This is a genomic window from Pseudomonas sp. Pseusp49 (genome assembly GCF_059491875.1).
Genome location: NZ_CP168514.1, coordinates 4210650 through 4234618, shown reverse-complemented (window position 1 = coordinate 4234618; position 23969 = coordinate 4210650). Strand labels below are relative to the sequence as shown.

Sequence of the window (23969 nt, the reverse complement as noted above, 5' to 3'; positions counted from 1 at the left end):
AAACCATTTTTTATTGAGTTGGTAACCTGATCCGGTGCTTTAGCTACAACCTCGGCGGGCATCTGACCCAGGTCGACGAAACCGGCTACGGCGAAGGGCCACAGCGCCGCACCGAATTCGAGCGCGATAGCATTGGCCGGCTGCTGGCCAAACTGAATGCCGATGCCCGTCAGGATTACGTGTACGACGACGCTGATCGCCTGCTGTCGATCCAGCGTCTGCCGAGCGTGCTATTAAGAAATCCCTCGGTGAAGGTGTTAATTTCAAAAGGTAGTTAAGTATGAATTATTCAGATTTGCTGGTGCTTAAGGACGAGGCGTTGACTAAAATTAGCGACGAGAGTTTTTGCGCTAAGTTTGTTGATGATGCTGCTCATGGGGAGATTTCTTTTTCTAAGGGGCCATGTTATACGATAATTCCATTGGAGCTCGAAATGGCGGGTGTTACTCCATCAAAAATTATTGATAAGGAACCGACCAGTAAAAAGAACGTATCTAAGTATTTTCTTTGTGATGGTCAAGTAGTAAGAATTGAAAGTTATAATTCTCAAGGCTTGCTGGATGAGTTCGAGTTTTTTAGGTCTTTTGGAGGTCTATTATTTTCACTTCGGAAAAATAAACATAATGAGATCCTTTGGCTAAAGATAGCAGAGCTAAAAGATGGGAAGGTTCTAAGAGCTTGTCGAGTAGATGGGGATATGGAGTATTGGGCATATCGATATAGCTGGGAGGAGGACAGAGTTAAAGAGGTTGTTTTATTGGCGAGTAATGGTGTCGCTGGTACCGTAATCAAGGCTGGATATAATATTGATTCGACTGTTGCAAGGCTCTTTTTCTTGAGTGATGGTAAAGAGGTAGATATATATTCACATGTCTAGAAGCCGATTTTTATATGGTGGGTAGATGTTGGTCTATGAATACGGCGTGCTAAGCAACCTGAGGGCGTTCTAGCGGATCTGTGAGTTGTGGGTGAATATATGATTTCGAAAAAAGTAATGGATTTCTGTAGGCAGAAAGGCTGGTGGTACGCTGACGTCAGTGCTGACTATGAAATAGAGCTAAAAAAATAGACGTTGATGCGTCTAGCGATTTCGGTCAGTTTTATCTTCATGTTGAGGATGGGCCGACTTTTATGAGCCGCGGCAAAGAGATATATCAAATTTGTTGGTTTTCAAAAAATACTAATTTTGATTTGGCGCTGAAACGAACCCATGAAACGCTCGGAGTACCTTTAGAGTATCTTCCATTGGATAGCTTTGAAGGTGAGAGTGGTTTTTTTTATAATAAGCTAACTGGCGAGGTGGTTGAGCTTACTCTTGGTGACTCATTGGCTGAGTTCAAACAGGGGAGGCTCAAGCCCTAGTGGGCAAGTTTTAACGAGTTCTTGGAAAGTTTTTTTGAGTTAAATTGAAGGGGTTTGTACTCAGCAGTTTTTCGTCGGTAGGAGATTGTGGACGAAAAGCGTAGCAAAAATTGAGATATTTCAACCTGGGATCGTTATTTTTGATCCGGTTGCATTGAATGATTTTGTTCTAAGTAATGGGATAGATACTGGTGACTTCTTGAAAAAAAACCGCCAGGAAAGCAGGTCAGCAACCTAGGTGATAAAATTATCTCGATAATTTCAAGTAATAAATTTATGGCTCAAAAATTTACTATCGTTACTGATACTGCAACAGTCGCAATATTCGACCTTGCAGCTATAAGGCATAGGATGTCGGACACTCCTGATTGGTGGAGTATCGTTGAAGATGAAATTCAAGAGATTAATGAGGGGAATGTAGCTTTTTTGGGGTTGGGGCAGGATGGTAGTTACAAAATAGCAATTGTCGATGATATAGCTGCGGATTTCGGAGTCTTGTACCTTGGTTTTCCTTCTGGGCAAGTGTTCGTCGGCGCAGGTGAAGATACTACTGGTGGAGATCTTGAGCCTGATGGCTCTGACTCTATTCAAGGGGTGGTAGTTGATTTTAAGCCGGGGAGCTATTTGATGAAATATAAAAAAACAGGGGATGTGCTAGAGTTGGCTTTTCAATCATCGATGAAAAAAACTAATGACCTTGCGGACTCGATAAGGATTTAGCGTGATATTGTTTATCTTGTCTGACGTATCGGAGTCGGGGCGCTTGTCAAACCTTAGGGCTTATTGTCAGTTGTTTCGTTAGAGTCGGAGTTGGTTAGGGGGTAATGGTTTGTTTGGGGCTCTGATTTTCAGAGTGGCTTTTAACCTTAATACTGTAGGCCACTTCCTGCATATTGCCCGCACCGCCTGGAGACTGCTGAGCATTCGTTAGGACGTCTAGTGTGTACATCCGCAACGAGTACGCTCCGGTGATTCGCCTGATTGCGTTGGTTAACTAAAAAGTTGGGTGGTTATGAAGCTTTATTCAATAACGCAAGATGATAAATACAAAACATTGATCGATGCGGATCAGGTGGAAAGTCTGCAGGGATTCGCTACAAAGCTGGCATATGGTGAAGTGATTTTAGAGTCTGAAAGACAGGCTTTTTGTGTCGTATATAATAGTGATGATAACAATAAGTCGGCACGTTCTGATTTTTTTACTTTTTTCAGGCCGATCTTGGTTGTCTCGGAAAAAGCATATGATGCGCTTGATTTTTTGCGGGTTTTTCCTAGGGTTAAGCTGCTCGGGCCACGCGCAGGGGATGTCGCAATATTCATTGCCGAGCTTCTATCAAATGTATTTGATATTGATCAATCCGATTATGATAGGGGGGAGGGTGGTTACGTCGTTTATAATGCGGTGTTAAAAGTTCCAGAGAGTTACATGGGTGAAATTTTCCGCATTCCTGAAAATCCGCAAGTGCTATATGTCAGTCAAGTTTTCAAGGACGCTGTAGAGTCACTAGGCCTAAGAGGGCTCGCTTTTAAGGAAGTTGCTCGGAGTTGTTGAAGGGGCTGTGAGGTGTGCGGAGGTTGTATTGAAATGGTGTTTTTTGTTTCGGAAGTAGATGTATTTTTATATGACTATGGAGAAGATAAATACCCAGACAGCCGTTGATAGCGCCGAGAAAGACAGCCTGGGTTATTACCGTGCAGGCATCGTGCTTTACGTGATACGCGAGTTTCTGGAAGTTGACGGACGTAAAGTCCCGGTGTCGGCCCTTGCTTCAGTCAATTTGAACGCCTGGAGTGAGAAGGTCACTCTGAAAGACGAGGCGGGGAATCAGATTCTATCAACGGTGTGCACCGGCATCATGAGTCATGAAGTGTTCCTCACGACGCTGGATGTGCTGCTGGATGCTCAACGGGCGAGCAGCGGTGAGACTGTCGAGAGCCTGGCCTGAGAATCTCAGGGCACCATCAGGCTGAGCAATACAAAAAACCGGCTGATCAGGCCGGTTTTTTTTGTGGAGCGGTGGTAGAGCTTCTGACAATCCGTGAAGTCGCGTTTTTGCCTGCGACTCAATCATTAACCTGGAGAGAAAGATTGTCACTCCGGTTAGAACGATTATTTCTTTCCGCTATTTATATAGATGCAATCTGCATATCCATAACCGATTAATCCGCGTCATGGCTTTTACCTTGTCCGTGATCGAATCCGATTGTTCGTCACAGCAGAAACAATCGTCCTGCCTGCCTCGTTAAGACTGCCCCGACATCGACTTTGGCTGTTCGATCGCCAGCTTGTTGCGCTCGGCCGATTCCCTAGAATCGGCCTCCATCAGCTTCGCCCAACTATCCAGTCCTTCAGGGAGCAACACCATGATGAATGCCATGCAGATGCAAATGCCGATGAACGCCACCATGCCGATGATGGGCATGCCGATGATGATGGCGACCATGTCCTGCGACATGATGGACGACGGCATGATGTGCAAGATGATGCCGGCCGCTGGCATGGACATGGCCATGTTCAAGAACAGCGCTGAAATGATGCAGATGATGATGAACTGCGGCATGCCGATGATGATGCACTGCGGCAACATGAGCATGATGTGCATGTCCCAGGCGAGCATGGCCATGCCGATGATGAACATGATGATGCCAATGCCGATGATGGGTATGCCGATGCCATCGATGAAGTGCGTGATGGAATGCACCATGATGGCTGACGGCATGATGTGCAAAATCATGCCGATGGCCGGCATGAACATGGACATGATGAAAAGCTGCTGCGCGCTGATGATGAAAATGATGAACGACTGCAGCATGCCGATGATGATGAGCTGCAACGGCATGCCGTTGATGTGCTGCACCTGCTGATCCCTGCACTGGACCTGTAACTGTAGGAGCGAGCTTGCTCGCGATGGACGTCAACGATGACGCGGGTTTTCTGAAAAAACGCGTCAGCCTTGAGCCCATCGCGAGCAAGGTCGTTTCAGTCCAGGCGTTCCGGGTAGGTCACTACAAGATAAGCCACCGCTTCACTGTCGGCGGGGTTGCGATAGCGGTGGGGCTGGTCGGCATAAAACAGGATCGAGTCCCCCGTGGACAGCAGGTAACGCTCGTCGTTGACGCTGATTTCCAGCACACCCTGCGCCACCACCAGGTTTTCCTGGACGCCTGGGCCATGGCCCTGGGAATGGTCTTCTCCCAACGGGCTCAGGCGCAGCTCGTAGAATTCCGATTGGCGCGCCACGTCAAAGGGGAACAGGGCGCGGCTGACAAAAGCGCCGTTGGCACTGACCAGGCGTTTGCTCTGGCTCGCCGACAGCACGGCCACACCTTCGAAGGCCCGATGCTCCAGAAACGCAGCCACCGATACCTTCAAGCCTTTGGCGATTTTGCACAGCACCTTGATGGACGGCACGCTGCGCCCCGATTCGATTTGCGCCAACATGGCACGGCTCACGCCGCACTGTCGGGCCAGGGCATCGAGGGACAGATGGCGCTTGCCTCGCAGACGCAGCAGATTTTGTGCTACCCGTTCGCAGATCGGGTCCTCTTCAGGGGCATCCGGATTGTTCAGGTCCAGCACAGGCTCGTCCGCGCTTATCAGAAAGCGCGAGGGTTCGTGCGCGTTCACGCCTGACGTGTCTCGGCAGACCGAGACGCCTGAACCCACTGGAATGCCTGTAATCCGGCGTTGCGTGCGTACATCTCCCACATGGCCCGCGCCCGTTGCTGAGCTTGTTTGCGTTTGCGGTAGCTGGCGAAATCGATGAGGTTGTCAGTCGGATTCATGGGGCACTTCACTGTGGTGATGAATGACGGGATGACTGGAGGGTACGCTTCTATTTTTATAACGATAAATACTTAATTTTTATTTATTAATTTCTTTTTGATCTTTATGTGGGCGGTTTCTGGTGTCTGTGAAGTGTCAACGCAATGCCTGTAGGAGCCAGCCTGCTGGCGATGGACTCCAGTGCGCCGCGTTTATGCAGGTCACCCGCGTTATCGTTGACGACCATCGCTGGCAAGCCAGCTCCCACAGGGGACCATGCCCACGCTGAAACTGTAGGAGCCAGCTTGCTGGCGATGGACTCCAGTGCGCCGTGTTTATACAGGTCACCCGCGTAATCGTTGACGACCATCGCTGGCAAGCCAGCTCCCACAGGGGACCATGCCCACGCTGAAACTGTAGGAGCCAGCTTGCTGGCGATGGACTCCAGTGCGCCGCGTTTATACAGGTCACCCGCGTAATCGTTAACGACCATCGCTGGCAAGCCAGCTCCCACAGGGGACCGTGCCCACGCTGAAACTACTGTAGGAGCCAGCTTGCTGGCGATGGACTCCAGTGCGCCGTGTTTATACAGGTCACCCGCGTAATCGTTAACGACCATCGCTGGCAAGCCAGCTCCCACAGGGGACCATGTCCACGCTGAAATTACTGTAGGAGCCAGCCTGCTGGCGATGGACTCCAGTGCGCCGCGTTTATCCAGGTCACCCGCGTTATCGTTAACGACCATCGCTGGCAGGCCAGCTCCCACAAGGGAACGTGCCCGCGCAGAAAGTGAAGTGACCTCCAAACCAGTGAAAGCCCCCAAACAAACATGAAAAAACCCGGCTGATCAGGCCGGGTTTTTTGTTGGGCGTTGTGTTGCAGCGATTAGTTATGCCGCACGATTCTGGATCAGACGATCCGAGCCACCTTCGGCAATGCGGTTCTGCAGCAGTTTGTCGGAACCACCTTCAGCGACGCGGTTCTGCAGCAGTTTGTCAGAGCCACCTTCAGCAACGCGGTTCTGCAGCAGTTTGTCGGAGCCACCTTCAGCAACGCGGTTCTGCAGCAGCTTGTCAGAGCCACCTTCAGCAACGCGGTTCTGCAGCAGCTTGTCAGAGCCACCTTCAGCAACGCGGTTCTGCAGCAGTTTGTCAGAGCCACCTTCAGCGACGCGGTTCTCCATCAACTTGTCGGAACCATCGGCGGCGACGCGGTTTTCGATCAGGCGATCGGAACCACCTTCAGCCACACGGCTTTCAATCAGACGATCCGAGCCGCCTTCAGCGACCACAGGTTGAGCAGAAGTTGCGGCGAAAGCGTTAACTGCGAAAACCGAGAAAGCGATGCTGAGGAGGGTCTGGCGTTTCATGATCGTGTGCTCCGGGGTGCTTATGGGTTGGTATGGAGCAGATGTTACGCCGTGGATTTTTTATGAGAACTTCATTGAGTTGATGGTGACTATTGATGCAGTCAATGGATGATTCGGTGCCCCCCCTGTGGGAGCGGGCTTGCTCGCGAAGGCGTCGGCATTGCCAGCAATGTTGTCGCCTGACACACCGCCTTCGCGAGCAAGCCCGCTCCCACAGGTTTTTGCAGTGACCACGGGGGGGGCGGGGTGTCAGCGGGATATGAGGCCGTGATCGATGGCGTATTTGACCAGCGCCGCCGGCTTGTCGATGTTGAGCTTGCGCCGGATGCTCAAACGGTGTGTCTCCACCGTGCGCACGCTGATGTCCAGCTCCCGGGCCATTTCCTTGTTGTTCAAGCCTTGCGCCATCTTCGACAGCACCTGGCTTTCCCTCGGGGTCAGTTCGTTGTCGGTGTTCTTGTCGGCGATCAGCCGCTGGGCGATGTCGGCGCTATAGAAGGTCCCGCCGCTGGTGATGGCTTCGATGGCGGCGATGATTTCCCGTGACGGGGCGTTTTTCAGTACGTAGCCGCTGGCGCCGGAGCGCACCGATTCACTGACGTATTCGTAATTGTCGTACATGCTCAGCACCAGCACCTTGAGCGACGGGTACTGGCTGCGCAGCACGCGGGTCAGTTCCAGGCCGTTCATGTCCGGCAGGCTGATGTCGACCAGCAGCAGGTCCGGCTGGCAGCGCCCGACCATGTCGATGGCGTCGGCGCCGTTTTCCGCTTCGCCGACCACTTCCAGGGGCGACATCACGGCCAGCAGTGCCTTGATGCCGTCGCGCACCAGGGAGTGATCGTCGACCAGGGCGATGCGGATCGGGGAGGGCAGGTTCATCGCAGCTATTCACTCTTGTAGTGGTGGGGCCGGCTCAGTGTTTTGCGCCAGGCTTCATCGGCAGTCGTACGTCCAGCTCGCTTCTGCCCGGCATCGAGATCAAGTCGAAGCGCCCGCCATAATGTTCGACGCGTTCGCGGATGTTACGCAAGCCAATGCCGGCCTGACGACGTTCGACCTGGGCGACGTTGAAACCGATGCCGTCATCGACCAGCGTCAGCCGCACGGACTCGTCGCAGCCGCGCAGTGTAATGGACACGTGCTTCGCCTGGGCGTGGCGTTCGATATTGGTCAGGCCTTCCTGGACGATGCGGAACAGCGACACCGCCGCGCCGTCGACCAGTTGGCAGTCGAATTCATTTTCGTCGTAGGTCACGGTCAGCCCGCTGCGCTGCTCGAACTCTGCCGCCAATTGGCCGATGGCCGCCGGCAGGCCGAGGGTGTCGAGCAAGGATGAGCGGAGGTCATGGGAGAGGCTGCGGACTTCACCGATGGCATCGCCCAGGCGTTCGGTGGCGTCCTTCAAGGTGTTCAGGCCCTTGTCCCGGGCTTGTCCGCTTTCCAGCAGGTGGCTGGCCAGTTCGAACTGGAACTTGATCGAGACCAACACCTGGCTGACGCCGTCGTGCAACTCGCGGGACACCCGGGATCGTTCCTCTTCCTGCAGGCTGACGATGCGCTGGGTCAGGCGCTGCAGTTTCTTGTCCGCCAGGCGATGCTCGCTGACGTTGAGGGTCATGCCGGTGGCGAAGACGAACAGCACAGCGACCAGTGCGACCACGGCAATCGCCATCATGGTCTTGCGGATGCCCATGGCCACTTCGGCACGGGCCTGCTGGGTGGCGCGCTCGACGTCTTCGAGGTAGATGCCGGTGCCGAGCATCCAGCCCCAGCGGTCGAGCATCACCACGTAGGCGAGTTTGTCGGTCACCTGGCCGGAGGAGGGTTTGTTCCAGGCGTAGCGCTGGAAGCCTTCGCCCGATTGCGCGCTTTTCAGCAGCGCCTGAATCACCGGCAGGCCGTGGGGATCCTTCATGTCCCACAGATACTGGCCCACCAGGTCCGACTGGCGCGCATGCATCAGGCTGCGGCCTTCGTGGTCGTAGACGAAGAAGTAACCGTTGATGCCGAAGCTGAGCTTGCGCAATTCTTCCAGCACTTGCTGCTGGGCACGGGCGTCGCCATGGCCGTCGTCGTACAGCGGGGCGATCAGGCTCTGGGCCATTTCCACGTAGTTTTTCAGTTCCGCACGTTTGCTCGCCAGAATGCTGTCTTCGATCAACTGCGCCTGTTGATCGCCCAATTGGCGGTTGAGGGAAATCACCAGCGCGCAGATGACGGCAATGGCCAGCACCAGCGGCAGAATCCCGAGGGCGACGATCTTGTGTTTGAGCTGCATCTCTACTCCTGTCCCCGCGCTTGCGCCCGACCGAGGGACGGCGGGGCCGGCATCATATGCCAAAGATACGCTTCTGTAGGAGCTGCCGCAGGCTGCGATCTTTTGATGCTGATACCCAAAAAAGTCAAAAGATCGCAGCCTTCGGCAGCTCCTACAGGGTCGGTATTGCGGCTATGCAGGTGGCGTCTACGTAGTACTACGTAGACGCCACGTACGTAGTAACGCGGATTTATTTGTGGACGGCATGCGCAGATATTGGGCCAGCTCCGCTCCGCGGACACAATTATAAAAATTACCGCCGCAGTCACTGGCTGTCGGCAGGAGACACGCTATGCCCCGTCTGGCTAAACACCTCGCCTGGTTTGCCGTGGCTGTCCTGGGAGCGATTGCGCTGAGTGTCGTGGCCCTGCGCCGCGGCGAAGCGATCAACGCCCTGTGGATCGTAGTCGCAGCCGTCGCCATCTACCTCGTTGCCTACCGCTACTACAGCCTGTTCATCGCCAATAAAGTGATGCAGCTCGATCCCACTCGGGCCACGCCGGCTGTGCTCAATAACGACGGTCTGGACTATGTGCCGACCAACAAACACGTGCTGTTCGGTCACCACTTCGCGGCCATTGCCGGTGCAGGTCCGCTGGTCGGTCCGGTACTGGCGGCGCAGATGGGCTACCTGCCCGGCACGCTGTGGCTGATCGCCGGCGTGGTGCTGGCCGGTGCGGTGCAGGACTTCATGGTCCTGTTCATGTCCACCCGCCGCAACGGCCGCTCCCTGGGCGACATGGTCCGTGAAGAAATGGGCCGCATCCCCGGCACCATCGCGTTGTTCGGCTGCTTCCTGATCATGATCATCATCCTCGCGGTGCTGGCGCTGATCGTGGTGAAAGCCCTGGCCGAGAGCCCTTGGGGCATTTTCACGGTGATGGCAACCATCCCGATCGCGATGTTCATGGGCATCTACATGCGCTACATCCGCCCGGGTCGCATCGGTGAGATCTCGGTGATCGGCGTGCTGTTGCTGCTCGGTTCGATCTGGCTCGGCGGGCAGATTGCCGCGGATCCGGTGTGGGCCAAGGCCTTTACCTTTACCGGTATCCAGATCACCTGGATGCTGATCGGCTACGGTTTCGTTGCCGCGGTGTTGCCGGTGTGGCTGATCCTGGCGCCCCGTGACTACCTGTCGACCTTCCTGAAAATCGGCACCATCGTCGCCCTGGCCATCGGCATCCTGGTGACCATGCCCGAGCTGAAAATGCCGGCCCTGACCCAATTCATCGACGGCACCGGCCCGGTCTGGAAGGGCGGTCTGTTCCCGTTCCTGTTCATCACCATCGCCTGTGGCGCGGTCTCGGGTTTCCATGCGCTGATCGCTTCCGGCACTACGCCGAAGTTGCTCGCCAATGAGGGGCATGCCCGTTACATCGGTTACGGCGGCATGCTGATGGAATCCTTCGTGGCCATCATGGCGATGGTCGCGGCGTCGGTGATCGATCCAGGCGTGTACTTCGCCATGAACAGCCCGGCGGCCGTGGTCGGCGCCGATGCGGTGGCCGTTGCGCAAACCGTCAGCAGCTGGGGCTTTGCGATCACACCGGAAGCGTTGCAAGCAGTGGCCCATGACATTGGTGAAACCACCATCCTGGCCCGTGCCGGCGGTGCGCCGACCCTGGCGGTGGGGATCGCGCAGATCCTGCACCAGCTGTTGCCGGGCGAGAACACCATGGCGTTCTGGTACCACTTCGCGATCCTGTTCGAAGCGCTGTTCATCCTGACCGCAGTCGACGCCGGTACGCGTGCCGGGCGCTTCATGCTTCAGGACCTGCTCGGCTCGTTCGTGCCGGCCCTGCGCCGCACCGAGTCCTGGACCGCCAACCTGATTGCCACCGCCGGTTGCGTGGCCATGTGGGGTTATCTGCTGTACCAGGGCGTGATCGACCCGCTGGGCGGCATCAACACCTTGTGGCCGCTGTTCGGCATCTCCAACCAGATGCTGGCCGGTATCGCGCTGATGCTCGGCACCGTGGTGCTGATCAAGATGAAGCGCCAGCGTTATGCCTGGGTCACCTTGCTGCCGGCTGTGTGGTTGCTGATCTGCACCACCACCGCCGGCTTCATCAAGCTGTTCGATGCCAACCCGGCGATCGGCTTCCTCGCCCTGGCGAAGAAGTACAGCGATGCCCTGGCCAATGGTCAGGTGCTGGCCCCGGCCAAGAGCATCGAGCAGATGCAGCATGTGATCTTCAACGCCTACACCAACGCCACGCTGACTGCGCTGTTCCTGTTCGTGGTGTTCAGCATCCTGTTCTTCGCGCTCAAGGTCGGTATCGCCGCCTGGGGCAGCAAGGAGCGTACGGATAAAGAAGCGCCATTCCAGGCGCTGCCGAATGCATAGGCGAGGAGGGCAGCATGTTCAATGACCTGAGTCGCCTGGGCAAATACCTCGGTCAGGCCGCGCGCCTGATGGTCGGCATGCCCGACTACGACAACTACGTCGAGCACATGCAGAGCAAGCACCCGGACAAACCGGTGATGGACTACGAGGCGTTCTTCCGCGAGCGCCAGGAAGCCCGTTACGGCAGTAAAGCCGGACCCAAGTGCTGCTGAGTGAACAATAAAAAACCGGCTGAAAGGCCGGTTTTTTATTGCCTGCAGCAAAGCCCCGGGTGATTGAGGCCGCGCGGCGATCCGAATCGTCGCCGTCCCTGTTGCCCCGGGTCAGTCATGGGGCCTTGTCCTTCTTTCGCCCGCGAGGCTGATGATCCGGCTTGGCGATCTTCAGCGCCCGGTCGGCGACCTTGGCGTTATGCACCAGGCGAGCGAGCACGGCGACAACGATGATCGCCAGCAATACCCAGATGACAATGGCTTTGAGGTACATGGCGCAACCTCTCGCGGCAAACAATCCTTCCTGTCGTCCACGTCCTTGTAGCAAATGGTATTAATCCATTGTGGCAGGTGTTGATGATCTTGCATCGCATGACTGATTTGCACTGTTTATCAGCTATCTCCACGGATGAAGCGACAGTTTCCCGGACCGGTACTTTAATGGATGGTCTGGAGCGACTGATCGCGGGGCTGTCATAGCCTCAAGGCTATGGATCCCATACCGAAAAGCTATTTCATCAATCGGTGATCCGGATCCACGCTCAAGGGTGGTTAGCTGAAAACAAAATCAAGAGGAGATGCCATGTCAACTGAATCGAAATGCCCGTTCAATCACGCCGCTGGCGGTGGCACGACGAACCGCGACTGGTGGCCGAACCAACTGAACCTGAAGATCCTGAGTCAACACTCGCCCAAGTCTGACCCGTTGGGGGGCGACTTCAACTACGCCGAAGCCTTCAAGAGCCTGGACTTCCAGGCGCTGAAAAAAGACCTGACTGCGCTGATGACCGACTCCCAGGACTGGTGGCCGGCGGACTTCGGTCACTATGGGCCTTTCTTTATCCGCATGTCCTGGCACGCCGCAGGCACCTATCGCACCGGTGACGGCCGGGGCGGCGCCGGCTCCGGCCAACAACGCTTTGCACCGCTCAACAGCTGGCCGGACAACGTCAGCCTCGACAAGGCCCGCCGGCTGCTGTGGCCGATCAAGCAAAAGTACGGCAACAAAATCTCCTGGGCCGACCTGATCGTCCTCACTGGCAACGTCGCCCTGGAATCCATGGGCTTCAAGACGTTTGGTTTTTCCGGTGGACGCGCGGATGTGTGGGAACCGGACGAAGACGTCTACTGGGGTTCTGAAAGCAAATGGCTGGGCGGTGACTCGCGTTACGGAAAAGAAGACAAACCGGTGCAGAAACCCGGCGATGTGCCCTTGGTGGCTGAGCCCGGCAGAAACGAGGACAGCCGTACCGAAAATGGCCGCAATCTGGAAAACCCCCTTGCTGCGGTGCAGATGGGCCTGATCTATGTGAACCCGGAAGGCCCGGAAGGCGAACCGGACCCGGTCGCCTCGGCCAAGGACATCCGCGAAACCTTCGGCCGCATGGCGATGAACGATGAGGAAACCGTGGCATTGATCGCCGGTGGCCACGCCTTCGGCAAGACCCACGGCGCCGGGCCCGCCGACCATGTCGGGCCGGAACCGGAAGCCGCCGGCCTGGAGCTGCAAGGCCTGGGCTGGAAGAGCACATTCGGCACCGGCAAAGGGGCCGATACCATCACCAGCGGCCTGGAAGTGACCTGGACCACCACGCCCACCAAATGGAGCAACAACTACCTGGAAAACCTGTTCGGTTTCGACTGGGAACTGACCAAGAGCCCGGCCGGCGCCCACCAGTGGAAACCGAAGAACGGTGCCGGTGCCGGGACCATTCCGGATGCCTTTGATCCGTCCAAACGTCGTGATCCGACCATGCTGACCTCGGACCTGGCCCTGCGTTTCGACCCGATCTACGAACCGATCGCCCGGCGCTTCCTGGCCAACCCCGATCAACTGGCCGATGCCTTCGCGCGCGCCTGGTACAAACTCATTCACCGTGACATGGGCCCGCTCTCGCGCTACCTCGGCCCGGAAATGCCGGGCGAGGAACTGCTGTGGCAAGACCCGATCCCTGCCGTCGATCATCCGCTGGTCAACGACAGCGATGTGGCGGGCCTGAAAAGCAAGGTGCTGGCTTCCGGCCTGTCTGTCTCGCAGCTGGTATCGACGGCGTGGGCCGCCGCGTCCACCTTCCGTGGCTCCGACAAACGCGGCGGTGCCAACGGCGGGCGCCTGCGCCTGGCGCCGCAGAAGTCCTGGCCGGCCAACCAGCCGGAGCAACTGGCCAATGTGCTGGCCAAACTTGAAGGCATCCAGAAGGAGTTCAACAGCGGCGGCAAGAAAATCTCCCTGGCCGACCTGATCGTGCTCGCCGGTGGCGCGGGTGTCGAACAGGCGGCGAAAAACGCCGGCCACAGTGTGACGGTGCCGTTCACCCCGGGACGCACGGACGCCAGCCAGGAGCAGACCGATGTCGAGTCCTTCGGTTTCCTTGAACCGATTGCCGACGGCTTCCGTAACTACCTGAAAACCCAGTACCGCGTGCCCGCCGAAGCCTTGCTGATCGACAAGGCACAACTGCTGACGCTCAGCGCGCCGGAAATGACGGTACTGCTGGGCGGCCTGCGGGTGTTGAACACCAACGTCGGCCAGAGCAAACACGGTGTGTTCACCCAACGGCCGGAAGCGCTGACCAATGATTTCTTCACCAACCTGCTGGACATGGGCGTGGAGTGGAAACCGGTGTCGGATGCCCAGCAGGAGTTTGAAGGGCGTGATCGCAAAACCGGTGCGGTGAAGTGGACGGGCACCCGGGTTGACCTGGTCTTCGGTTCGAACGCGCAGTTGCGTGCGCTGGCCGAAGTCTATGCCAGCGCCGATGCGCAGCAGAAGTTCGTCAAGGACTTCGTGGCTGCGTGGACAAAGGTGATGAACCTGGATCGCTTTGACGTGAATCGCCGCGTCTAGAGGAGATAACGCTGGCACCACCGGCAAAAAGTGCCTCGGCTCGCCCTCCGGCTTTTACATCAGCGGAGGGCATCCGGCGATCATGAACCCTGGCGATCGTGTCCGAACCGGCACTCAAGGCTGTTTTTCAATAAATGAGAGGTTCTGTTCTCGAATGACGCCGGCAGCATCATCGTAGAGAAACGGCAGAAACATGTAACGGCGACCTTGGGTTACTGAAGTGGCTTCGTGCAAGAGTGAACACGAAAACACCACGGCCCCTCCTGTCGGCGCGTTGTAATACACCCTTCCATACTCCGGAAAATGCAGAAAACCTCCTTCGTACTCTCCCGAATTAAGAAACAGGGAAACGGCAAAACGGCGATGGGCCGTACCCTTCGTGGTGTTATCCCGATGGGGCCGGAAATGCCCGCCTTCCTCGCTGTTGTAGCAGGCCACCAGATAGCGCTCCATTCGAGTGGCATTGAACTGGAACGCTTTCTGTAACTCTGGAAGCAAACGGCTGGCTATGCGCGATTCACAGGCTTTGGCCAGAGCCTCATCTTCAATGACGCAGTCACGACGTCGTTTGTGATTATGGTCGGTGATGTGGACGGTTTTACCCGACTGCTCCGTCATGAACCCGGATTCCTCGCCGCCGCGTTCGTCGTAATAACTGATCAGTGCCTTACACAACTTGGGCTCAAATATACGGGGAACCACCAGGACGGGGGCGTGTGGTGTGGCGGCACGTGGCGCGGCCGTTGCCGGCAATCGATCCAGAAAACGCATTAACGAGGGGACATGGTTATCAATGGGGGGGCTTATCGGGACGATGGCCAGGACACGTAGTGCAGGGTCCAGCACATAGGTTATTTGCCTGATGCTGCCGTCTGGCTGCAATGTACCGTAGAGCTTGCTGACAGACCGATCGAAATCCCAGATGAAGCGTATGCCGGGTATCGAACTCTCCACCCGCTTGAGCTTTTCATCCTCTGGATCGACGGAAACACCAAAGAAGCAGACTTGATCATCATCGAATCGCGGGCGATGGGCCTGAATATCTTCCAGAACCTTGGTGGATACAGGGTCGGCCGCAGAACCCAAAAAACACAGCACGACATACCGACCGGCAATGGTGTCGAAACAAAAGCGTTCTCGTAGTTGAGTGCGGCAATGAAACCAGGGGGCTGGTTGACCGACTGAAAATGCCGTGGCACGCATCACAACTCCTTGCCGGTTGGCCGTGGATCGTTGCAGGTAAAGCTAGTTCAGTCTTGTTGAAGCTGCCCGGAGCGCTGATGCGGCTCCTCATCCTTGACTTGTATCGCCGGTTTGTCGCACCGGTACGTCCTGTGCGGTTTTTTCGGTCTTGGCAGGCCAGGCATCGATCACCGATTGCAGGAACTGCTGCGACAATCGCGGGTTGTCCAGGGCTCTGGCGATCAGTATCGCCCCGGTAATCGATGACAGGATGCGCAAGGCTTCCTGGTGCTTTTCATCATCGGTTTCGCCGTCGACCAATGGCATCAGCGTTTCGATCAGGGTCTGCACGCCTTGGGTGAACGAGTGGCTGACGGCGCCACCGTTGCGCGCGACATCGGCCGCCAGGGCAGGGATCGGGCAGCCTTCGGTCCAGTTGGCCATGTGGCCTTGGCTCAAGTACCTCTTGAGCAGTTCGGGGATGGACTTGGCCGCTCGCCAGTCGTCGATGTTGGTTTCGAACGTACGGCTCACGGCCTCCGACGCCAACTGCTCCTTGCCACCTGGGAACTGTCCGTAAATCCGCCGTGGGTCAGGCCCACCGAACGGGACAGTTCGCCGATCCCGATGCCGTCGATGCCTTTTTCCCGGTACATCCTCGAGGCTGCGCCGAGGATCGCTTCCTTGTTGGCGGCTGCCTTGTCTTTCGTCACTTTCATGAGTGGAGTCCTGTCTTCCGATGGGCGCCATGGCAATTTTTTGCTGAAGGGCTGGTATTAATGATGGTCGTAATATAAATTCGCGGCAATGGCCTTGCAGGAAAAACACCTCACAGGTGCTGACCCATGAAACGTAATGATCTGCGCAATATCGACCTCAATCTGCTGGTGGTATTCGAGGCGCTCATTCAGGAGCGCAACGTCACTCGGGCCGCACAAAGACTGTCCCTGGGCCAACCGGCGGTCAGCGGCGCATTGGCTCGTCTGCGCACACTGTTCAACGACCCCCTGTTTAAACGCATTGGCCACAAAATGGAACCGACCACCCGAGCCTTGCAAGTGGCGCAAACGCTCGGGCCGGCACTGGACTCCATTTGTTTCGCCGTCAGTCTGACGGCTTGCAATGAAAGAACCTGCTGAGTTTGGACCCGGACGCGGTCTTTTGTAGGAGCTGGCTTGCCAGCGATGGTCGTTAACGATTACGCGGGTGACCTGGATGAACGCGGCGCACTGGAGTCCATCGCCAGCAAGCTGGCTCCTACAGTTTCAGCGTGGGCACGGTCCTTTGTGGGAGCTGGCTTGCCAGCGATGGTCGTTAACGATAACGCGTGGAAGCTGGATAAACGCGGCGCACTGGCGTTCATCGCCAGCAAGCTGGCTCCTACAGTTTCAGCGTGGGCACGGTCCTTTGTGGGAGCTGGCTTGCCAGCGATGGTCGTTAACGATAACGCGTGCAATCTGGATGAACGCGGCGCACTGGAGTCCATCGCCAGCAAGCTGGCTCCTACAGTTTCAGCGTGGGCACGGTCCTTTGTGGGAGCTGGCTTGCCAGCGATGGTCGTTAACGATAACGCGTGGAAGCTGGATAAACGCGGCGCACTGGCGTTCATCGCCAGCAAGCTGGCTCCTACAGTTTCAGCGTGGGCACGGTCCTTTGTGGGAGCTGGCTTGCCAGCGATGGTCGTTAACGATAACGCGTGCAATCTGGATGAACGCGGCGCACTGGAGTCCATCGCCAGCAAGCTGGCTCCTACAGTTTCAGCGTGGGCACGGTCCTTTGTGGGAGCTGGCTTGCCAGCGATGGTCGTTAACGATAACGCGTGCAATCTGGATGAACGCGGCGCACTGGCGTCCATCGCCAGCAGGCTGGCTCCTACAGTTTCCCGGGATTGCGTGAAAAACCTTTTTTTTGTGCTTATACATGATGGTCATCATTAATGGTGATACCCAAGTTCACTCCGTTCGATTCGTCGCTGCCCCTTGTGCGGCCGAGAATTCTCCAACCCTTAAACCGTCTGGCGGACACCCCCATGGAACAGTCACTCAAACCTTTGCGTTATCCCCTTGCTGTCCTGACCCTGGCGGCCATCACGGCCTGCGGTCACGCACCCGATGCCGCCAAGGCGCCGGGTGCGCCTTCTGTCACCGTAGCCAAAGTGCTTGAGCAACCCATTACCGAATGGGATGAAGTCACTGCCCGTCTGGAAGCGCCGGAAACCGTCGTGGTTCGTCCGCGGGTATCGGGGCAGATCGATCGTGTCGCCTTCACCGATGGCGAGTCGGTCAAGAAAGGGGATCTGCTGTTCCAGATCGATCCACGTCCGTTCGAACACGAAGTGCATCGCCTCGAAGCGCAGTTGCAACAAGCTCGCGCCGCGCTGGTTCGAAGCGCCAACGAAGCGCAACGCGGCCAGCGCCTGCTGAGCAGCAATGCCATTTCTGCGGAACTGGCCGACACGCGCAGCACCACGGCCCAGGAAGCCAAGGCCGGTGTCGATTCGGTTCAGGCGCAGCTGGACCTGGCGCGCCTGAACCTGAGCTTCACTCGCGTCACTGCGCCGATCAGCGGCCGGGTCAGCCGTGCCGAAATCACCGCCGGCAACATCGTCAGCGCCGACACCTCGGCGCTGACCAGCGTGGTCTCCACCGACAAGGTCTACGCCTATTTCGATGCCGACGAACGCCTGTTCCTCAAGTACGGCCAGCTCTCCCGTGAAGGCCGGCGCAGTCAGTCCACGCCGGTGTACATGGGCTTGTCGAACGAGGAGGGCAATAGCCACCTGGGGCAGATGAACTTCGTCGACAACCAGGTCAATCCCAAGACCGGCACCATCCGTGGCCGCGCGGTGTTCGACAACGCCGACGGTCAATACACCCCGGGCCTGTATGCCCGATTGAAACTGGTGGGCAGCGCGGCCTATGCCGGCCTGCTGATCAAGGACGAGGCCGTGGGCACCGACCTCGGCAAGCGGTTCGTGCTGGTGATCGACCAGGACAACAAGGCCGTGTACCGCAGCGTCGATCTGGGGCCGAAGCTCGAAGGCTTGCGCATCGTGCGCAGCGGTTTGCAAAAAGACGACCGGATCGTCATCAACGGCCTGCAACGGGTCCGTCCCGGCGCGGTGGTCGCGCCTCAGGACGCGCCGATGGCCGATGCGCAAACCGTCGCCAACCTGGCCCGTCAGCGGCAGGCCGTCGAGGCGGGTAATCAGCCCGTCGCTCCGTCCCCGGCATTGGTGAAAACCGATGCCGCCGTTTCGCCTCGCGGATAAAGGAACACAGCCATGAAGTTCTCCCGGTTCTTTATCACGCGGCCGATTTTCGCCGCCGTGCTCTCACTGCTGATCCTGATTGCCGGCGCCATCGCGCTGTTCCAGTTGCCGATCAGCGAGTACCCGGAAGTGGTGCCACCCACTGTCGTCGTTCACGCCAACTATCCGGGGGCCAACCCCAAGGTCATCGGTGAAACCGTGGCCGCGCCCCTGGAGCAAGCCATCACCGGCGTGGAAAACATGCTGTACATGTCCTCGCAGTCGACGGCCGATGGTCGACTCACGCTCACCGTGACCTTCGCCCTGGGCACCGATCTGGACAACGCTCAGGTGCAGGTGCAGAACCGCGTGACCCGCACCGAACCAAAACTTCCCGAGGAAGTGACGCGCATCGGTATCACCGTGGACAAGGCATCGCCCGAGCTGACGATGGTGGTGCACCTGACCTCGCCGGACAAACGCTACGACATGCTGTACCTGTCCAACTACGCGATCCTCAACGTCAAGGATGAGCTGTCGCGTCTGAACGGAATCGGTGACGTGAAGATGTTCGGTATCGGCGACTACTCGCTGCGTATCTGGCTCGATCCGAACAAGACCGCGTCGCGCAACCTGACCGCCACCGACGTGGTCAATGCGGTGCGTGAACAGAACCGCCAAGTGGCGGCCGGTCAACTGGGTTCACCGCCTGCGCCCAACGCCACCAGTTTCCAGATGTCGATCAACTCCCAGGGGCGCCTGGTTACCGAGGAGGAGTTCGAGAACGTGATCGTCCGCAGTGGTGCGGACGGCGAAATCACCCGCCTCAAGGACATTGCGCGGATTGAACTCGGCTCCAACCAGTACGCCTTGCGCGCCTTGCTCAATAATCAGGAAGCGGTGGCGATGCCGATCTTCCAGCGCCCGGGTTCCAATGCCATCGACGTCTCCGACCAGGTGCGGGCGAAGATGGCCGAGCTGAAAAAGAGCTTCCCGGAGGGCATGGACTACGAGATCGTCTACGACCCGACCATCTTCGTGCGCAGCTCGATCGAGGCGGTGGTTCACACCCTGTTCGAAGCGCTGATCCTCGTGGTGCTGGTGGTGATCCTGTTCCTGCAAACCTGGCGCGCCTCGATCATTCCACTGGTCGCCGTACCGGTGTCGCTGATCGGCACCTTTGCCGTGATGCACCTGTTCGGTTTTTCCCTTAATGCCTTGTCGCTGTTCGGCCTGGTATTGGCCATCGGTATCGTGGTGGATGATGCGATCGTCGTGGTGGAGAACGTCGAGCGCAATATCGAGACAGGGCTCGATCCGGTCGAAGCGACCCAAAAAGCCATGGGCGAGGTGACCGGCCCGATCATCGCCACGGCGTTGGTGTTGTGCGCGGTGTTCGTCCCGGCGGCGTTCATTTCCGGCCTGACGGGGCAGTTCTACAAACAGTTCGCCCTGACGATCGCGATCTCCACGGTGATCTCTGCGTTCAACTCGCTGACCTTGTCGCCGGCATTGGCGGCGGTTTTGCTCAAGTCCCACAGCGCACCCAAGGACCGCTTTTCGAGGATTCTGGATCGCCTGTTCGGTGGCTGGCTGTTCAAACCCTTCAACCGGCTGTTCGAGAAGGCCGGCAATGGTTATGTCGGGACCGTGTCCAAGGTCATCCGTGGCAGCAGCGTGGCGTTGCTGGTCTATGCCGGTCTGATCGCCATGACCTACATGGGCTTCAGCACCACGCCGACCGGGTTCGTGCCGACCCAGGACAAAAAGTACCTGGTGACCTTTGCGCAACTGCCGGATGCGGCCAGCCTCGATCGCACCGAGTCGGTGATCCGGCGCATGAGCACCATCGCCATGAACGAACCGGGCTTCGACAGCGCCGTGGCTTTCCCGGGCTTGTCGATCAACGGTTTCACCAACAGCCCGAACGCCGGTATTGCCTTCATCGGCTTGAGCGCTTTCGACGAACGCAAAAGCCCGAGCCTGTCCGCCGGAGCGATTTCCGCTTCGCTGAACGCCAAGTTCGGTGGCATTCAAGACGCCTACATCGCGGTGTTCCCACCGCCGCCGGTGCAAGGCCTGGGCACCATTGGTGGCTTCCGCCTGCAGATCGAAGACCGCGGCAACCTGGGGTACGACGAGCTGTACAAAGAGACCATGAACATCATCGGCAAGAGCCGCAGTGTTCCGGAGCTGGCCAACCTGTTCACCAGCTACACGGTGAATGTGCCGCAGGTCGAAGCCGCCATCGATCGCGAAAAAGCCAAGACCCACGGCGTGGCGATCAACGACATTTTCGACACGCTGCAGGTGTACTTGGGGTCGCTGTACGCCAACGACTTCAACCGTTTTGGCCGTACCTATCAGGTCAACGTCCAGGCTGAGCAACAGTTCCGCCAGGAACCGGAGCAGATCGGTCAGTTGAAGGTGCGCAACGACCGTGGAGAGATGATTCCACTGGCCACCTTCGTCAAGGTCAGCCCGACGTCGGGGCCCGACCGGGTCTCGCACTACAACGGTTTCGTCACCGCAGAAATCAACGGCAGCGCGGCCCCGGGCTACAGCTCCGGCCAGGCGCAGGCGGCGATTGAAAAGCTGTTGAAGCAAGAGCTGCCCAACGGCATGACCTACGAGTGGACCGACCTGACCTACCAGCAGATCCTCTCCGGCAACACCGCGCTGCTGGTGTTCCCGCTCTGCGTCCTGCTGGCGTTCCTGGTGTTGGCGGCCCTGTATGAAAGCTGGAGCCTGCCGCTGGCGGTGATCCTGATTGTGCCGATGACCCTGCTGTCGGCGATTGCCGGGGTGATCATCTCCAAGGGCGACAACAACATCTTCACCCAGATCGGCCTGATCGTGCTGGTGGGGCTGGCGTGCAAGAACGCGATCCTGATCGTCGAGTTCGCCAAGGACAAACAGGACCAGGGCCTGTCGCCGCTGGACGCTGTTCTCGAAGCCTGCCGGCAGCGTCTGCGCCCGATCCTGATGACGTCGTTCGCGTTCATCATGGGCGTCATCCCGCTGGTGACGTCCACCGGCGCCGGTTCCGAGATGCGTCGGGCCATGGGGGTCGCCGTGTTCTCCGGGATGCTTGGGGTGACCTTCTTCGGTCTGTTGCTGACACCGGTGTTCTACGTCCTTATCCGTCGCTACATCGAACGTAAAACCGCGCGCCAGGCGGCCCGCGCTCACTCGCTCAAGGCCATTGATCCGGAGGCACACTGATGAAGGCTTTCAAGCTGTTTTTACCGAGTCTGCTGGTCACCGCGTTGGCCGCCTGCACCGTCGGGCCGGATTACAAGACCCCGGACACGGCGCCGGCCCATGTCGTTTCGGCCCAAGGGGTCAACTACGATCAAACGCGTTTCGAATCGGTGTGGTGGCAGCAATTCGATGACCCCACGTTGAATCAGCTGGTCGGTAAAGCCCTCAACGGCAACCGCGATCTGCGCGTGGCCTTCGCCCGCTGGAAAACCGCCCGGGCCATCCGCGATGACATCAGCAACGACAATCTGCCGGTGGTCACCAGCCGGGTCAGCAGCCAGCAGGGCAAGTCGCAGGTGCCGGGCCTGACCGAGCAGCGGGTCAACACCGATCGCTACGACCTGGGCCTGGACATGACCTGGGAGATCGATCTGTTCGGGCGCATCCAGCGCGAACTGGAATCCAGCGATGCCCGGGAAGACGCCACGGCGGCGGACCTGTACCAACTGCGGGTGAGCATGATCGCCGAGTTGGTGGATGCCTATGGTCAGCTGCGGGGTGCGCAACTGCGGGAAAAAATCGCCCTGGCCAACCTGAAGAACCAGAGCGAATCGCGCAGCGTCACGGTGAGCCTGCGTGACGCGGGCGTGGGCAATGAACTCGACGTGGTACGTGCCGATGCCCGCCTGGCGGCCGTCGAGGCGAGCGTGCCGCAATTGCAGGCGGAACAGGTGCACCACAAAAACCGCATCGCCACGCTGCTGGGTGAACGCCCGGACACGCTGGGCATCGACTTGAGTCCGAAGGACTTGCCGGCCATCGCCAAGGCGTTGCCGGTTGGCGATCCCGGCGAGCTGTTGCAGCGGCGCCCGGATGTGCGCGCGGCAGAGCGCCGCCTGGCGGCTTCAACGGCGGATGTCGGCGTGGCCACCGCCGACCTGTTTCCACGGGTGAGCCTGAGCGGATTCCTGGGTTTCATTGCGGGGCGTGGTTCGCAGATCGGTTCCAGTGCCGCCCGGGCCTGGAGCCTGGGCCCGAGCATCACCTGGGCCGCGTTTGACCTGGGCAGTGTGCGGGCGCGTATTCGTGGCGCAAACGCCGAGGCCGAGGGTGCATTGGCGACCTATGAGCAACAGGTGCTGCTCGCCCTGGAAGAGTCGGAAAACGCCTTCAGCGACTACGGCAAGCGCCAGCAACGCCTGCTGTCGCTGATCAAGCAAAGCGAGTCGAGCCGTGCCGCGGCCGACCTGGCGGCGACGCAATACAAGGAAGGGGTGGTGGACTACCTGGTGCTGCTCGACGCACAACGCGAGCGCCTGAACGCCGAAGATGCCCAGGCACTGGGTGAAACCGACCAGTACCGGGCCATTGTGGCGATCTACAAATCCCTGGGGGGCGGATGGGACAGCGGCGACACCCGGCTCGCGAAAAACAACTGAATGAGCAACACACAACCTGTGGCGAGGGAGCTTGCTCCCGCTGGACTGCGTAGCAGGCCCTGCTTTTCATGGGGGCCGCTTCGCGCCCCAGCGGGAGCAAGCTCCCTCGCCACAGAACGACTGTTCACCTGTAGGAGCGAGCTTGCTCCGGGCGGCGTTCCGACGATGGACTCAAGTGCACCGCGCTTAACCAGCAAGCACGCGTTATCGTTGACGACCATCGCGAGCAAGCTCGCTCCCACAGGGTTAGTGGGTGTACGCAGTATTTGTGGACTACCGAATCTACTGTGGGAGCGGGCTTGCCCGCGAAAGCGGTAGTTCAGCCACCGATGATGTTGGCTGTGCCGACGCCTTCGCGAGCAAGCCCGCTCCCACAGGGTTAGTGGGTGTACGCAGTATTTGTGGACTACCGAATCTACTGTGGGAGCGGGCTTGCCCGCGAAAGCGGTAGTTCAGCCACCGATGATGTTGGCTGTGCCGACGCCTTCGCGAGCAAGCCCGCTCCCACAGGGTTAGTGGGTGTACGCAGTATTTGTGGACTACCGAATCTACTGTGGGAGCGGGCTTGCCCGCGAAAGCGGTAGTTCAGCCACCGATGATGTTGGCTGTGCCGACGCCTTCGCGGGCAAGCCCGCTCACACAGGGATTTTCAGTGGGTAAAAGAACT

General features: G+C 58.1%; 21 protein-coding genes and 2 pseudogenes. 15 read left to right on the top strand and 8 right to left on the bottom strand.

Features of this window, described 5'->3' with window-relative positions; all coding sequences use genetic code 11:
- Window positions 1-17 precede the first annotated feature (17 nt).
- From ACEN83_RS18930 to ACEN83_RS18900, 7 genes and pseudogenes are all read left to right on the top strand, one after another.
- A pseudogene (locus ACEN83_RS18930) lies at window positions 18-227 on the top strand (RHS repeat protein); the annotation flags it as partial.
- Between the two features lie 53 nt (window positions 228-280).
- Window positions 281-877 carry a hypothetical protein gene (locus tag ACEN83_RS18925; protein WP_495578054.1) on the top strand — a complete coding sequence of 199 codons (597 nt, stop codon included), beginning with the start codon at window positions 281-283 and terminating at the stop codon, window positions 875-877.
- Between the two features lie 254 nt (window positions 878-1131).
- Window positions 1132-1362, top strand: a complete 231-nt coding sequence (locus tag ACEN83_RS18920; RefSeq protein ID WP_495578053.1) for a hypothetical protein — start codon at window positions 1132-1134, stop codon at window positions 1360-1362.
- A 276-nt stretch (window positions 1363-1638) separates the two neighbouring features.
- Complete coding sequence (locus tag ACEN83_RS18915) at window positions 1639-2082, top strand: DUF6386 family protein (RefSeq protein ID WP_495578052.1); 444 nt, start codon at window positions 1639-1641, stop codon at window positions 2080-2082.
- A 292-nt stretch (window positions 2083-2374) separates the two neighbouring features.
- Window positions 2375-2914, top strand: a complete 540-nt coding sequence (locus ACEN83_RS18910) for a hypothetical protein (protein WP_495578051.1) — start codon at window positions 2375-2377, stop codon at window positions 2912-2914.
- Between the two features lie 70 nt (window positions 2915-2984).
- The gene (locus ACEN83_RS18905; RefSeq protein WP_495578050.1) at window positions 2985-3308 is read left to right on the top strand and encodes a hypothetical protein; all 324 of its coding nucleotides are present in this window, start codon (window positions 2985-2987) and stop codon (window positions 3306-3308) included.
- Window positions 3309-3726: 418 nt separating this feature from the next.
- Window positions 3727-4227: a hypothetical protein gene (locus ACEN83_RS18900; RefSeq protein ID WP_495578049.1), complete on the top strand. Its 501-nt coding sequence runs from the start codon at window positions 3727-3729 to the stop codon at window positions 4225-4227.
- Window positions 4228-4342: 115 nt separating this feature from the next.
- Here the strand turns inward: ACEN83_RS18900 and ACEN83_RS18895 are convergent, their stop codons facing one another.
- The 5 genes from ACEN83_RS18895 to ACEN83_RS18875 all read right to left on the bottom strand — a co-directional run bounded on the left by ACEN83_RS18895 (window position 4343) and on the right by ACEN83_RS18875 (window position 8778).
- Window positions 4343-4933 (bottom strand): helix-turn-helix domain-containing protein, encoded by a 591-nt coding sequence (locus ACEN83_RS18895; RefSeq protein ID WP_162130295.1) that lies wholly within the window; start codon window positions 4931-4933, stop codon window positions 4343-4345.
- A gap of 53 nt (window positions 4934-4986) precedes the next feature.
- The gene (locus ACEN83_RS18890) at window positions 4987-5148 is read right to left on the bottom strand and encodes a hypothetical protein (protein ID WP_165824793.1); all 162 of its coding nucleotides are present in this window, start codon (window positions 5146-5148) and stop codon (window positions 4987-4989) included.
- 869 nt (window positions 5149-6017) lie between these two features.
- On the bottom strand, window positions 6018-6497 hold the full coding sequence (locus ACEN83_RS18885) for a phage infection protein (RefSeq protein WP_495578048.1): 480 nt from the start codon (window positions 6495-6497) through the stop codon (window positions 6018-6020).
- Window positions 6498-6746: 249 nt separating this feature from the next.
- Window positions 6747-7379 carry a response regulator gene (locus tag ACEN83_RS18880; RefSeq protein WP_015095659.1) on the bottom strand — a complete coding sequence of 211 codons (633 nt, stop codon included), beginning with the start codon at window positions 7377-7379 and terminating at the stop codon, window positions 6747-6749.
- Between the two features lie 34 nt (window positions 7380-7413).
- Window positions 7414-8778, bottom strand: coding sequence for a cache domain-containing protein (locus tag ACEN83_RS18875; RefSeq protein WP_007970877.1), 1365 nt, complete (start codon window positions 8776-8778; stop codon window positions 7414-7416).
- 331 nt (window positions 8779-9109) lie between these two features.
- Here ACEN83_RS18875 and ACEN83_RS18870 point away from each other — a divergent pair, with 331 nt between their 5' ends.
- Window positions 9110-11167, top strand: a complete 2058-nt coding sequence (locus tag ACEN83_RS18870) for a carbon starvation CstA family protein (protein ID WP_102702207.1) — start codon at window positions 9110-9112, stop codon at window positions 11165-11167.
- A gap of 14 nt (window positions 11168-11181) precedes the next feature.
- A complete protein-coding gene (locus ACEN83_RS18865; RefSeq protein WP_008051268.1) occupies window positions 11182-11379 on the top strand; it encodes a YbdD/YjiX family protein in 198 nt (65 codons plus the stop codon).
- A gap of 115 nt (window positions 11380-11494) precedes the next feature.
- Here the strand turns inward: ACEN83_RS18865 and ACEN83_RS18860 are convergent, their stop codons facing one another.
- Window positions 11495-11653 carry a hypothetical protein gene (locus ACEN83_RS18860; RefSeq protein ID WP_495578047.1) on the bottom strand — a complete coding sequence of 53 codons (159 nt, stop codon included), beginning with the start codon at window positions 11651-11653 and terminating at the stop codon, window positions 11495-11497.
- 309 nt (window positions 11654-11962) lie between these two features.
- On the opposite strand from ACEN83_RS18860, the gene katG reads away from it, so the two are divergent.
- On the top strand, window positions 11963-14227 hold the full coding sequence (katG, locus tag ACEN83_RS18855) for a catalase/peroxidase HPI (RefSeq protein ID WP_495578046.1): 2265 nt from the start codon (window positions 11963-11965) through the stop codon (window positions 14225-14227).
- A 114-nt stretch (window positions 14228-14341) separates the two neighbouring features.
- Here katG and ACEN83_RS18850 read toward each other — a convergent pair whose 3' ends face one another.
- Both ACEN83_RS18850 and ACEN83_RS18845 read right to left on the bottom strand, forming a co-directional pair.
- Window positions 14342-15430 (bottom strand): redoxin domain-containing protein, encoded by a 1089-nt coding sequence (locus tag ACEN83_RS18850; protein ID WP_495578045.1) that lies wholly within the window; start codon window positions 15428-15430, stop codon window positions 14342-14344.
- 87 nt (window positions 15431-15517) lie between these two features.
- Window positions 15518-16128, bottom strand: a pseudogene (locus ACEN83_RS18845) (TetR/AcrR family transcriptional regulator).
- 126 nt (window positions 16129-16254) lie between these two features.
- On the opposite strand from ACEN83_RS18845, the gene ACEN83_RS18840 reads away from it, so the two are divergent.
- The 5 genes from ACEN83_RS18840 (at window position 16255) to ACEN83_RS18820 (ending at window position 23302) form a co-directional block, all read left to right on the top strand.
- Window positions 16255-16548 (top strand): LysR family transcriptional regulator, encoded by a 294-nt coding sequence (locus tag ACEN83_RS18840; protein ID WP_495578044.1) that lies wholly within the window; start codon window positions 16255-16257, stop codon window positions 16546-16548.
- A gap of 45 nt (window positions 16549-16593) precedes the next feature.
- Complete coding sequence (locus ACEN83_RS18835; RefSeq protein ID WP_495580891.1) at window positions 16594-17346, top strand: hypothetical protein; 753 nt, start codon at window positions 16594-16596, stop codon at window positions 17344-17346.
- A 92-nt stretch (window positions 17347-17438) separates the two neighbouring features.
- Window positions 17439-18680, top strand: a complete 1242-nt coding sequence (gene mexE / locus ACEN83_RS18830; protein ID WP_495578043.1) for a multidrug efflux RND transporter periplasmic adaptor subunit MexE — start codon at window positions 17439-17441, stop codon at window positions 18678-18680.
- A 12-nt stretch (window positions 18681-18692) separates the two neighbouring features.
- On the top strand, window positions 18693-21884 hold the full coding sequence (locus ACEN83_RS18825; RefSeq protein WP_495578042.1) for an efflux RND transporter permease subunit: 3192 nt from the start codon (window positions 18693-18695) through the stop codon (window positions 21882-21884).
- Complete coding sequence (locus ACEN83_RS18820) at window positions 21884-23302, top strand: efflux transporter outer membrane subunit (RefSeq protein WP_495578041.1); 1419 nt, start codon at window positions 21884-21886, stop codon at window positions 23300-23302. The genes ACEN83_RS18825 and ACEN83_RS18820 overlap by 1 nt, the downstream gene beginning before the upstream one ends.
- Window positions 23303-23969: the final 667 nt, after the last annotated feature.

What these genes read in the sequence shown, in the direction of transcription:
- ACEN83_RS18875 (WP_007970877.1), bottom strand. Translation starts at nt 8,778, where the DNA reads ATGCAGCTCAAACACAAGATCGTCGCCCTCGGGATTCTGCCGCTGGTG.
- ACEN83_RS18910 (WP_495578051.1), top strand. Translation starts at nt 2,375, where the DNA reads ATGAAGCTTTATTCAATAACGCAAGATGATAAATACAAAACATTGATC.
- ACEN83_RS18870 (WP_102702207.1), top strand. Translation starts at nt 9,110, where the DNA reads ATGCCCCGTCTGGCTAAACACCTCGCCTGGTTTGCCGTGGCTGTCCTG.
- ACEN83_RS18840 (WP_495578044.1), top strand. Translation starts at nt 16,255, where the DNA reads ATGAAACGTAATGATCTGCGCAATATCGACCTCAATCTGCTGGTGGTA.
- ACEN83_RS18860 (WP_495578047.1), bottom strand. Translation starts at nt 11,653, where the DNA reads ATGTACCTCAAAGCCATTGTCATCTGGGTATTGCTGGCGATCATCGTT.
- ACEN83_RS18915 (WP_495578052.1), top strand. Translation starts at nt 1,639, where the DNA reads ATGGCTCAAAAATTTACTATCGTTACTGATACTGCAACAGTCGCAATA.
- katG (WP_495578046.1), top strand. Translation starts at nt 11,963, where the DNA reads ATGTCAACTGAATCGAAATGCCCGTTCAATCACGCCGCTGGCGGTGGC.
- ACEN83_RS18850 (WP_495578045.1), bottom strand. Translation starts at nt 15,430, where the DNA reads ATGCGTGCCACGGCATTTTCAGTCGGTCAACCAGCCCCCTGGTTTCAT.
- ACEN83_RS18925 (WP_495578054.1), top strand. Translation starts at nt 281, where the DNA reads ATGAATTATTCAGATTTGCTGGTGCTTAAGGACGAGGCGTTGACTAAA.
- ACEN83_RS18865 (WP_008051268.1), top strand. Translation starts at nt 11,182, where the DNA reads ATGTTCAATGACCTGAGTCGCCTGGGCAAATACCTCGGTCAGGCCGCG.
- ACEN83_RS18890 (WP_165824793.1), bottom strand. Translation starts at nt 5,148, where the DNA reads ATGAATCCGACTGACAACCTCATCGATTTCGCCAGCTACCGCAAACGC.
- ACEN83_RS18820 (WP_495578041.1), top strand. Translation starts at nt 21,884, where the DNA reads ATGAAGGCTTTCAAGCTGTTTTTACCGAGTCTGCTGGTCACCGCGTTG.
- ACEN83_RS18880 (WP_015095659.1), bottom strand. Translation starts at nt 7,379, where the DNA reads ATGAACCTGCCCTCCCCGATCCGCATCGCCCTGGTCGACGATCACTCC.
- ACEN83_RS18825 (WP_495578042.1), top strand. Translation starts at nt 18,693, where the DNA reads ATGAAGTTCTCCCGGTTCTTTATCACGCGGCCGATTTTCGCCGCCGTG.
- ACEN83_RS18900 (WP_495578049.1), top strand. Translation starts at nt 3,727, where the DNA reads ATGATGAATGCCATGCAGATGCAAATGCCGATGAACGCCACCATGCCG.
- ACEN83_RS18885 (WP_495578048.1), bottom strand. Translation starts at nt 6,497, where the DNA reads ATGAAACGCCAGACCCTCCTCAGCATCGCTTTCTCGGTTTTCGCAGTT.
- mexE (WP_495578043.1), top strand. Translation starts at nt 17,439, where the DNA reads ATGGAACAGTCACTCAAACCTTTGCGTTATCCCCTTGCTGTCCTGACC.
- ACEN83_RS18835 (WP_495580891.1), top strand. Translation starts at nt 16,594, where the DNA reads ATGGTCGTTAACGATTACGCGGGTGACCTGGATGAACGCGGCGCACTG.
- ACEN83_RS18920 (WP_495578053.1), top strand. Translation starts at nt 1,132, where the DNA reads ATGAGCCGCGGCAAAGAGATATATCAAATTTGTTGGTTTTCAAAAAAT.
- ACEN83_RS18905 (WP_495578050.1), top strand. Translation starts at nt 2,985, where the DNA reads ATGACTATGGAGAAGATAAATACCCAGACAGCCGTTGATAGCGCCGAG.